Raw genomic sequence first — 9,632 nt, forward strand, 5'->3', positions numbered from 1 at the left:
CCCACCGATGACCTCATGGGTCAGGGGCTGCTTACGGGCTGCCAGGGGGTAGCGGTATACGCGTTCGATCATGTGGATGGGGCTGTGGCCTTACTCATGCTGACCCTTTGCGGACTCGGCTGACGGGACGCCAGCTTCTCTGGATGGCCGGTGGCGCGATGGCGGTGAAGATCGCACGCCAGTCGGGAGGCAGCGTAGCGTCCCGGTGTGCGGCCGCGGGCCACAGCCCCCTCTCCGGGCGCGATCCCCGGCCGCCGGCCTGCCGGGCCGCGGCGGCGCTAACCGGGCGGGCGGCACCGGTCGTCCGGCGGCCGCGTGCTCCGGCGGCCCGCGCCGCCGGGGATGAGCCCAGGCCGGACCGCGCCCGGACGCGCGGCCGGTCAGCCGGTGGTCTTGCGGGCGTAGCCCAGGTAGGTCACCAGCGGCCGGGCGTCCGGGGCGAGCACGAAGTCGACGATCGGCGGGATCTCCTCGTCGGTGATCCGCCCCCGGCGCCGGGCGAGCACCGCCTTGACCAGGGCCGGCGGGTTCTTCGGCTTGAAGTCGCAGACGTCCTCGTTGCGCAGGCCGTGGCGGGCCAGCGCCGCGGCCATCTCGGCCGGGGTCCGCAGCCGGTCCGCGGCGTACCGCCGGGGCGGCATGATCCGGGTCATCGGGAACCCCTGGAAGGCGCCGAGGTAGATGAGCCGGGACAGCGGCGTGCGGTTGACCGTGTCGTAGAGGAGCACCCCGCCGGGCCTGAGCACCCGGGCGGCGTGGGCCACCACCTGGTCCAGCCGGGAGGTGACCTCGAAGGTGTCGGCGTAGTAGGCGATGTCGAAGGCCGCGTCGTCGGCGTCCAGCTCCTCGGCGGACGAGGTCCGGTAACTCACCGGCAGGCCGTCGTGGCCGCTCGCCGCCCGCGCCAGTCCGGTCGCGGTCTCCGACGGGTCCAGGGACAGCACGTCGAAGCCGAGCCGGGCCAGGCCCCGGGGGAGGACGCCCCGGCCGCCGCCGACGACCAGCATCGCGCTGCCCGCGGCGTCCAGTCCCAGCTTGCGGAGCGTGCGGGTCACGTACTCCAGGCGCGCGTCCTGGAAGCTCACGGCCCGGATCTGTCGTCCGTCGACCGCCTCGGGCGAAGGTGAGTCGAGCTCGATGCGCGGAGTGGTGGCCATCGGTTTCTCCCTCAACTCGTCACGCGTCCGGGCGCGGACTCGATCACCTCGGGTTCCCTGAGGGAACCTTACACCTTGCGTTCCCTCGGGGAACCCGAGGTACGGTCGGGCCATGACCCGTACCCCGCTCGCCGATGTGGCCTGCTCCATCGCCCGCGCCAGCGACCTGTTCGGGGACGCCTGGACGGCGCTGATCATGCGTGACGTCCTGGTGGGGGTGAACCGCTTCGACGACCTCGCCCACGACCTCGGCATCTCCCGGAAGGTGCTGGCGGCCCGGCTGGCCAGGCTGGTGGAGGAGGGCGTCCTGGAGCGCCGGCGCTACCAGGAGCGGCCGCCGCGCGAGGACTACCGGGCGACCGAGAAGGGGCGGGAGCTGTACCCGGTCCTGCTCGCCCTGATGAACTGGGGGGACCGCTGGTACGGCGGGCGGACGGGTCCGCCCGCGGTCATCCACCACCTGGACTGCGGACGGGACACCACCGCGGTCACTGCCTGCGCCCACTGCGGAACGGCGCTGACCGTGGCGAACACCGTCCAGCTGCCCGGGCCCGGCGGGCGCACCGGGCACGGCACCCGGGTCCTGGGGCCGCTGCTGGAGTCCCGGGCATCCGGTCCCGGGGCGCGGCCGGCGGCGGCCGGGGCGGAGTGACCACGCCGGGCCGCACCGGCATCGGGACGACGGAGGGCGGGCCGCGCCGGTCCGGGCCCCGGCCGCCCGGCGGAGTGACGGGCCCCGCCCGGCGGGATCACGGCCACCGCTCGGCGGCGTCACGGCCGCCGGCGCACCGCGCCGGGTGCCGGGGCGACCGGCCGCCGGGTCCGGAAGGGCCGGTCCCGGCCGTCCCGCGGCGGTGTGCCGCGGCCAGGGACCGCTACCGGCCGACGGCCCGCAGCCGTCCCCTGCGGCGCCAGGCCACCACGGTGGCGGCCAGCCCGGTCAGCGCGATGAACGCCATCGCGGCGACGAAGACCGGTGAGGTGGGGGTGGCGGCCCGGCTCCCGGCGACCACGTAGGCGGCGGTGTTCGGGACGCTGCCCAGGCCGGTCGCCAGCAGGAACGGCACCCAGCCCATCCGGGAGATCGCCGCGCAGTAGTTGGCCGCCGCGAACGGCACGCCGGGAAAGAGCCGCAGCGCCAGCATGGACCGGAACCCGTGCCGGGAGAGCTGCCGGTCGGCGGCGGTCAGCCAGCGTCCGCGGACCAGCGGCCGCAGCGCGTCCTGGCCCAGCAGCCGGCCCAGCCCGAACGCGATCCCGGCGCCGAGTACCGTGCCCCCCACCGCGCCGGGCAGCCCGGCCTGTGCGCCGAACAGCGCCCCGGCGGCCAGGTTCAGCAGTGGCCTGGGCACCAGCGCCGCCGTGCAGACCCCGTAGACGAGCGCGAAGAGCCCGACCGCGGTGGCACCGGACAGCCGCTCCGGCCAGCCGTCGGCGATCAGCCGCTGCGGCTCCCACACCAGCACGGCGCTCGCCGCACCGGCCAGCAGCAGCACCAGCAGGGCGAGCCGGGACCACGGCGACAGCAGCGCGCGGGCCCAGCGCGGGGCCGAAGTCGGGGCGGTGGCGGCAGCATCGAGCACCGAAGGAGCGTAACCGACCCGGCCCGGGGCGGACCCCGGCGCCGGGTCCTTGCTACAGAAACCGGACATTCGGCTGATCATCGTCCGTTCTTCCGGGCCGCCCGGCCGCGGTGCCGATGCTCTGCGGCGCGGGGAAATCCGGTCGACGCCGACCCGGCCGGGCGGCCATGATTCGCGCCATGTTCCGGTACGCCTGCACGAGGCCGACGTCCGCCGCGGCGGACGTGCCGAAGGCTGCCGTCTGCCACCTCCTCCTCTCCTCCCCGGTGGCCCGCGACCGAGGCCCCCGAAGCTGACCCTCCGCGAGCACACCGCCGGACCCGCACGGGGGGTCGGTGAGTCCCGGGGTCCGCGACGCCCACCCCCTTGTTCCCCGGAGGCTCCCGTCCGCGGAACGTTCCGAGGAAGGAACGCCAGGCATGTCCCAGCTGACCCACCCGTGCGCCAAGCCGCATCTCAACATCGGCACCATGGGCCACGTCGACCACGGGAAGACCACCCTGACCGCCGCCATCACCAAGGTGCTCAGCGAGCACGGTGCCGGCACGCCGTTCGTCCCGGCCGAGCGCATCGACCGGGCCCCGGAAGAGGTCGCGCGCGGCATCACCATCCACCCCGCACTGGTGGAGTACGAGACCGAGACCCGGCACTACGCCCACGCCGACCTGCCGGGCCACGCCCGCTTCGTCAAGAACATGATCACCGGTGCGGCGCAGCTGGACGGGGCGATCCTGGTGGTCTCCGCGGTCGAGGGCGTGCGGCCGCAGACCGCCGAGCACGTACTCCTCGCCCGCCAGGGCGGCGTCGACCACATCGTGGTGGCCCTGAGCAAGGCGGAGTCCGGCCCCCAGGAACTCGCCGACCGGGTCGAGCGGGACGTCCGCGCCCTGCTCTCCGCGCACGGCTACCCGGGCGACACGACCCCGGTGCTGCGCGTCTCCGGCATGCGCGCCCTGGCCGGCGACCCCCGCTGGACCGACGCCGTCCAGGCGCTGCTCGACGCCGTCGACATCTACGTACCCACGCCCCAGCGCTGCTTCCACTCCCCGTTCCTGCTGCCGGTGCGGAGCGTCCGGAGCGTCACCGGCCGGGGCACCGTGGTCACCGGGACCGTGGAGCGCGGCACGGTACGGGCCGGGGACCGCGTGGAACTGCTCGGCACCCGGGCCGGGCGGGCCCCGGACCCGGTGGTCGGCGAGGTGCGGACCTTCGGCAGGCCGCTTCCGTACGCCGGGGCCGGGGACAGCGTGGCGCTGCTGCTGCGCGGTGTGGACCGGGACGCCGTACGCCGCGGGCACGTCCTCGCCGCACCCGGCAGCGTGGTGCCGCGCCGCCGCTTCACCGCCCGGGTGACGGTGCTCTCCGCCGCGGCCGGCGGCCGGCACACCCCGCTGGCCACCGGCTACCGCCCCCAGTGCCATCTGCGCACCGCGGACGTGACCGGGACCGTCGACCTCGGGCCCGGTGGCACCGCCCGCCCCGGGGAGACCGTCACCATGACCCTCGGGCTCGACCGCGGCCTGCCGCTGGAGCCCGGGCTGGGCTTCGCGCTCCGGGAGGGCGGCCGGACCGTGGGCGCGGGGAGCGTGATCACGGTGGCGGACTGACGGCACAATGAAGACGTGGACGAGCCGATACCCGTGATCCGGGCCGTGGACTGCGGCACCGCCAAGCTGATGCCCGACGTGGACCGCCGGCGGGCCTGGCTGCTCACGGTGGACGGCGCCGCCCAGTCCTACGTCGACCTGGACGACCCCACCCACCTGGAGTTCGAGTACGTGCGGAGGATGGCGCACGTGCTCGACACCGCGGCGGCTCCCGGCGCCCCACTGGACGCCCTCCACCTCGGCGGCGGCGCCCTCACTCTGCCCCGCTACCTGGCGGCCACCCGGCCCGGCTCGCGCCAGCGGGTGATCGAGGCCGACCGCGCCCTGATCGACCTGGTCGCCGCCCATCTGCCGGTGCCGCCGGAGGCCGGCGTCGAGGTGTGCGCCGCAGACGCCCGGGCCGCCCTGGAGACCGCGCCGCCCGCCTCCGCCGACCTGGTCGTCGGGGACGTCTTCGGCGGCTCCCGGGTGCCCGCGCACCTGACCACGGTGGAGTACGCGCGGGCGGTGGCCCGGGTGCTGCGCCCCGGTGGCGCTTACGCGGCGAACCTCGCCGACGGTGCGCCGTTCACCTTCCTCCGCTCGCAGCTGGCCACCTTCGGCACCGTCTTCGCCCGGCTCTGCCTGATCGCCGAGCCCGGTGTGCTGCGCGGCCGCCGGTTCGGCAACGCGGTGCTGGTGGCCTCGCAGACCGAGCTGCCGCTCGACGACCTGGCCCGCCGGGCGGCGGCCGACGCCTTCCCGGCCCGGGTGGAGCACGGGCCCCGGCTGGACCGCTTCACCGACGGGGCCGCCGCCGTGTCGGACCTGGCGGCCGAGCCGTCGCCGGCGCCCCCGGCGGGCGCGTTCAGCACCGGCTGAGGCGGCCGGCGGCGGTCCGCGCCCCCGGGCGGGCGGCGGCCGTCAGGCCGGGGTTTCCCGGGGGTCCGCGGTCTCCCCGGGGGCGTCCGCGCCGGCCGGGCCGCCCCGGGCGGTCGCCGCGGGAGGCCGCCGGGTCAGCCGGCGCACCTCCGGGACCGCCAGTACCGCCGCGGTGAGCAGCACGGTGAGCGCCGAGCAGCCCCACAGCGCGGCCGTCCGTCCGAACGCCTGCTCGGCGGGCCCGGCGAGCGCGGTGGCCAGCGGCAGCATGGACACCGACCCGAACCAGTCGTACGCGGAGACCCGGGACAGCTTCTCCTCCGGGATCTCCTGGTGCAGGGCCGTCATCCAGGAGACGCCGAACACCTCGATCGACGCGCCGCCGAGCAGCATCACCGCGGCGAGCGCGGGCAGCGGCAGGGGCACCGCGAGCGCCGCGGCGGGCAGCGCGAACGGGAACACGCACACCGTGCCCACCAGCAGCAGGCGGCGCGGTCTCCAGCGGGTCATCAGCAGCCCGCCGAGCACCGTGCCCGCCCCGAACGCGGCGAGAGCCGTACCCCAGGCCCGGGCGCCGCCCAGGTGGTCCTCGGCGACCAGCGGCCCGTACACCGCGTCGGCCGCCCCGATGACCGCGTTCACCACGGAGAACTGCACCACGATGGCCCACAGCCAGCGGCGCGAGGCGAACTCCCGCCAGCCCTCGCGCAGATCGTGCAGCATTCCGCCGCCCGCCGCGCGGGCCGGGATGTGACCGACGTCGAGGAAGGCCCGCAGCAGGCCGGCGACGGCGAAGGCGAGCGCGTCGAGGGCGAGCACCCAGCCGGGGCCGACCGCGGCGATGAGCGCACCCCCCAGCGCGGCGCCGCCGATGTTCGCGCCCTGCATCCCCATGCGGAAGTAGGCGAACGCCTTCCCCGCCTGTTCGCCGGTGACGGTGGAGAGCAGCATGCCCTCGGCCGCGGGGGCGAAGAACGCCTGGCCGGTGCCGCCGAGCGCGGCCAGCAGCGCCATGTGCCACAGCCGGGCCTCCCCGGTGAGCACCAGCAGCGCGAAGAGTCCCTGGGACAGGCAGTTGAGGGTGTTCGCCGCGACCATCACCCGGTGGCGCGGGAGGCGGTCCGCCACCGCGCCGCCGATCAGCAGGAAGACCACCAGCGGCGCGGTGCGCGCCGCGGCCACCAGCCCCACGTCGCCGCCGTCACCGCCCGCCTCCAGGACCGCGAACGCCGCCGCGACCAGGGCACCGGAACTCCCCAGGCCGGTCACCACGGCGGCGGCGGTCAGCAGGGTGTAGTTGCGACCTGCCCAGGCGGGGCGGCGGGATGGGCGGTCCGGTGCTCGAGAAGTGGTCACCATGGGGATCATCCCGGTGCCCGACCCACCCGACCAGCCGTTTTCGCGCAGGGCTCAACGGGCCGGGGAGGGTGGGGCGGCGGCGTCAGGAGGCGGGTTCGAGCAGGCGCAGGGTGCTCATGATCTTCTTGATGGTGGCGTCCGGCACCTCGTCCTCGACGCCCGTGGAGCCGTGCAGCACCCAGGTGGCGAAGTCACCGTCGTGGTCGGTGTAGGTGAACGCGAAGGCCTTGCCGTCGGTGGTGCACTTGTCCGTCTTCTTCACCCCGGTGACCACGGCCTTGGCCATGTGCCCCTTGAGCCCGCGGTCGCTGGTGAACGCCCTGGTCTCCGACTTCACCAGCTTCAAATCGCCCGTCTCGGACTGGTCGTACCCGGCGAAGGCCCAGTTCAGCGCCTCGTTCTTGGCCGCCTCGGCCTCCGACTTGGCGCCCTGGGCGCCCTTGGTCCCGGCGCCGGCCAGCGACTTGGTGTCCTTGTAGCCGTCCCGCTCGACCGTGCAGTGGTCCTCCTCGAAGTAGGCCGGGGCGGACATGGCGACGAGCATCTTCAGACCGGACTTGTCCTTGTCGTCCCCGAAGCCGACCGACCAGTCCGCGCCCTTGACCGTCCAGCCCGGCGGTACGTCGAAGGCGTTGTGCCGCTTGGGGTTCACCACCACCTGCCAGCCGGGGATCACCGGCTTGACGTCGGTCTCGACCCCGCCGGTGCGCGGGTTGTCCGGGTCCGCCGGGGGCTGGGAGGCGGTCGGGTCCGTACCGGGCCCGGGCTCGGCCGGCTTCGAGGCGGTGGGGGAGGGGGCCGGACCGTCCGCGGTGTCGGCCTTGCCGCCGTCGTCCTTGCCCAGGACGACGGCACCGGCCACCGCGGCGGCGGCCACGACGGCGGTGGCCACGACGATCGCGACGGTCCTGGTGCGCTTCTTCCCGCCGCGCGGCGGCTCGGGTGGGCCGGGCGGACCCGGCTGCCCGTTCCAGGCCACCGCCGGGTCGCCGGGCGGTGGTGTCGGGGTGGGCTGCTGGTACGGGTGGGGCTGCGGATGGCCCTGCTGCCCGTAGGGCTGGTAGCCCGGCTGCGCGGGGCCGGGCTGCTGGTACCCCGGCTGCTGCGGATACGGGCTCGGCTGCTGGTAGGGGCCCGGCTGCTGGTACCCGGGTGCCTGCTGGTACCCGGGTGCCTGGTGTCCCGGCTGCTGGTAGGGGTTCGGGCCCGGCTGCTGCGGATACGGATTCCGGTCCTGTGGATTCCGCTCGCCCCCGGGCGGCTGCTGTCCTGGCCACATGGCCGTAACCATAGAGGTGGCCCCGGCGCCCGACCATGCCCGGCCTTCCCCTCCGTCGCTACTGGCTGGTAACTTTCCGGCATGTCACAGACCCAGCCGTCGATCGGCGAGTTGCTTGCCGCCACGGTGCCCATGGTGCGCACCCTCAACCTGGAGTTCGTGGAGATCTCGGCCGAGCGGGCCGAGCTGCGCCTCCCGGACCAGCCGGACTTCCACAACCATGTGGCCGGGCCGCACGCCGGCGCGATGTTCACGCTCGCCGAGTCGGCGAGCGGGGCGATCGTGCTGGCCGCCTTCGCGGACGAGCTCCACCGCGCCGTGCCGCTGGCCGTGCGCGCCGAGATCGCGTACAAGAAGCTCGCCAAGGGCCCCGTCACCGCGACCGCGCAGCTCGGCCGGCCGGCCACCGAGGTGATCGCCGAACTCGACGCGGGCGAGCGCCCGGAGTTCCCGGTCCACATAGCCATCACCCGCGAGGACGGTGCGGTGACCGGCGAGATGTCCATCGTCTGGACCCTCCGCCCCAACTCCTGACGGTGCGCCGCCGGTGCGGGCGCCCCGGGTCCCGGTCCGCCGGGGTCCCGGTGGACCCGCACCGCGCCTCTCCGGGTCGCGGCCGGACGGGCACCGGAAGCCGGCGCACCGGCCGGCCCGGCCCGGGATCAGGACGCGGCGCGCTTGCGGGGCGTCTTCTTGGCGGCCGTCTTCTTCGCCGCCGCCTTCTTCCCCCCGGTCGCGGTCTTCTTCGCCGCCGTCTTCTTCTTCGGCGCGGCCTTCTTCCCCGCCGGGCGGCGGATGTCGTGCACCTCGGCCTCCTCGCCCTCGCCCCGGCGCTCCCGGGCGGACCGCACGCTGTCCCGCAACGCCGACATCAGGTCCACCACCGTCCCGGCCGGCGGTGCCTCCTCCTCCGCCCTCGGCGGTTCCCGGCCCTCCGCCTTGGCCTGGATGACCGCCTCCAGCGCCTCCCGGTAGCGGTCCCGGTAGGCGCTGAGATCGGTGCCGCCGATGGCTTCCATCAGCGCCAGCGCCTCGTCGACCTCGCCGTCGGAGACCTCCACCGGTGTCTTCGGGGCGAGCCCTTCGGCGGAGCGCACCTCGTCGGGCCAGTGCATCGCCTGCAGGACGATGGTGTCGTCGACCACCCGCAGCGCGCCCAGCCGCTCGCGGTTGTGCCAGGCGAACTTGGCGACGGCCAGCCGGTCCGTGCGCTTGAGGGCCTCCCGCAGCAGCACGTAGGGCTTGGCGGCGATGTCGCCGCTGGCCTGGAGGTAGTACGGCCGCCCGAACTGCAGCGGGTCGACGGCGTCGGCGTCCACGAACGCCTCGACCTCGATGGCCTTCGCGGTCGGCAGCGGGAGCGAGTCCAGGTCCTGGTCCGTGACCGGCACCAGGACGTCGGGGCCGGCCTGGTAGGCGCGGCCGATCTCGGCCGGCTCCAGTTCCCGGTCCTCCAGCTCGCACACCTTCCGGTACCGGATCCGTCCCTGGTCGGGGAGGTGGAACTGCTTGAAGCTGATGGAGTGGTCCTCGGTCGCCGGGAACACCTTGATCGGGATGGTCACCAGGCCGAAGGAGACCGCTCCGGACCAGACGGGGCGCATGCGTACCTCCCAGGTCCCCCCTGGGCTGTCCAGGCTATGCCGGGGCCGGCCGCCCCGCCCGCGGGCGGGTCCGGCCGCGTGACCGGGCGGCACCCCGCGCGCGGCGGACGGGCGACGACCGGGGACGGGTGCGCCCGGGCGGGTGGTCGCGCCGGTGGCTCGAGAGGCGGCGGCCACGCCGC

At 75.3% G+C, this 9,632-nt stretch carries 9 protein-coding genes; 4 read left to right on the forward strand and 5 right to left on the reverse strand.

Features of this window, described 5'->3' with window-relative positions; translation table 11 throughout:
- Positions 1-380 precede the first annotated feature (380 nt).
- Positions 381-1,157, reverse strand: coding sequence for a methyltransferase domain-containing protein (locus tag ACH4B3_RS25110; RefSeq protein WP_398466270.1), 777 nt, complete (start codon positions 1,155-1,157; stop codon positions 381-383).
- A gap of 112 nt (positions 1,158-1,269) precedes the next feature.
- On the opposite strand from ACH4B3_RS25110, the gene ACH4B3_RS25115 reads away from it, so the two are divergent.
- Entirely contained in the window at positions 1,270-1,809 is a 540-nt protein-coding gene (locus tag ACH4B3_RS25115; protein ID WP_398466272.1) for a winged helix-turn-helix transcriptional regulator, read from the forward strand.
- Between the two features lie 223 nt (positions 1,810-2,032).
- Here ACH4B3_RS25115 and ACH4B3_RS25120 read toward each other — a convergent pair whose 3' ends face one another.
- Positions 2,033-2,740: a TVP38/TMEM64 family protein gene (locus ACH4B3_RS25120; RefSeq protein ID WP_398466274.1), complete on the reverse strand. Its 708-nt coding sequence runs from the start codon at positions 2,738-2,740 to the stop codon at positions 2,033-2,035.
- Positions 2,741-3,159: 419 nt separating this feature from the next.
- Between ACH4B3_RS25120 and ACH4B3_RS25125 the strand changes: the two genes are divergently transcribed.
- Positions 3,160-4,347 (forward strand): elongation factor Tu, encoded by a 1,188-nt coding sequence (locus ACH4B3_RS25125; RefSeq protein WP_398466276.1) that lies wholly within the window; start codon positions 3,160-3,162, stop codon positions 4,345-4,347.
- A 15-nt stretch (positions 4,348-4,362) separates the two neighbouring features.
- A complete protein-coding gene (locus ACH4B3_RS25130; protein ID WP_398466278.1) occupies positions 4,363-5,208 on the forward strand; it encodes a spermidine synthase in 846 nt (281 codons plus the stop codon).
- 42 nt (positions 5,209-5,250) lie between these two features.
- Here ACH4B3_RS25130 and ACH4B3_RS25135 read toward each other — a convergent pair whose 3' ends face one another.
- Positions 5,251-6,567 carry an MFS transporter gene (locus ACH4B3_RS25135; protein WP_398466280.1) on the reverse strand — a complete coding sequence of 439 codons (1,317 nt, stop codon included), beginning with the start codon at positions 6,565-6,567 and terminating at the stop codon, positions 5,251-5,253.
- An 82-nt stretch (positions 6,568-6,649) separates the two neighbouring features.
- Positions 6,650-7,846, reverse strand: a complete 1,197-nt coding sequence (locus tag ACH4B3_RS25140; RefSeq protein ID WP_398466282.1) for a hypothetical protein — start codon at positions 7,844-7,846, stop codon at positions 6,650-6,652.
- An 81-nt stretch (positions 7,847-7,927) separates the two neighbouring features.
- Between ACH4B3_RS25140 and ACH4B3_RS25145 the strand changes: the two genes are divergently transcribed.
- Entirely contained in the window at positions 7,928-8,380 is a 453-nt protein-coding gene (locus ACH4B3_RS25145; protein WP_398466284.1) for a DUF4442 domain-containing protein, read from the forward strand.
- Between the two features lie 128 nt (positions 8,381-8,508).
- Here the strand turns inward: ACH4B3_RS25145 and ACH4B3_RS25150 are convergent, their stop codons facing one another.
- Positions 8,509-9,450: a Ku protein gene (locus tag ACH4B3_RS25150; RefSeq protein WP_398466286.1), complete on the reverse strand. Its 942-nt coding sequence runs from the start codon at positions 9,448-9,450 to the stop codon at positions 8,509-8,511.
- Positions 9,451-9,632: the final 182 nt, after the last annotated feature.

Origin of the sequence: Streptomyces sp. NPDC018031, from assembly GCF_044327625.1 — a bacterium.
Lineage (GTDB): Bacteria > Actinomycetota > Actinomycetes > Streptomycetales > Streptomycetaceae > Streptomyces.

Bases quoted from the DNA above. Each gene is read 5' to 3' on its own strand.
- ACH4B3_RS25135 (WP_398466280.1), bottom strand. From the start codon at position 6,567: ATGGTGACCACTTCTCGAGCACCGGACCGCCCATCCCGCCGCCCCGCC.
- ACH4B3_RS25150 (WP_398466286.1), bottom strand. From the start codon at position 9,450: ATGCGCCCCGTCTGGTCCGGAGCGGTCTCCTTCGGCCTGGTGACCATC.
- ACH4B3_RS25140 (WP_398466282.1), bottom strand. From the start codon at position 7,846: ATGTGGCCAGGACAGCAGCCGCCCGGGGGCGAGCGGAATCCACAGGAC.
- ACH4B3_RS25145 (WP_398466284.1), top strand. From the start codon at position 7,928: ATGTCACAGACCCAGCCGTCGATCGGCGAGTTGCTTGCCGCCACGGTG.
- ACH4B3_RS25125 (WP_398466276.1), top strand. From the start codon at position 3,160: ATGTCCCAGCTGACCCACCCGTGCGCCAAGCCGCATCTCAACATCGGC.
- ACH4B3_RS25110 (WP_398466270.1), bottom strand. From the start codon at position 1,157: ATGGCCACCACTCCGCGCATCGAGCTCGACTCACCTTCGCCCGAGGCG.
- ACH4B3_RS25115 (WP_398466272.1), top strand. From the start codon at position 1,270: ATGACCCGTACCCCGCTCGCCGATGTGGCCTGCTCCATCGCCCGCGCC.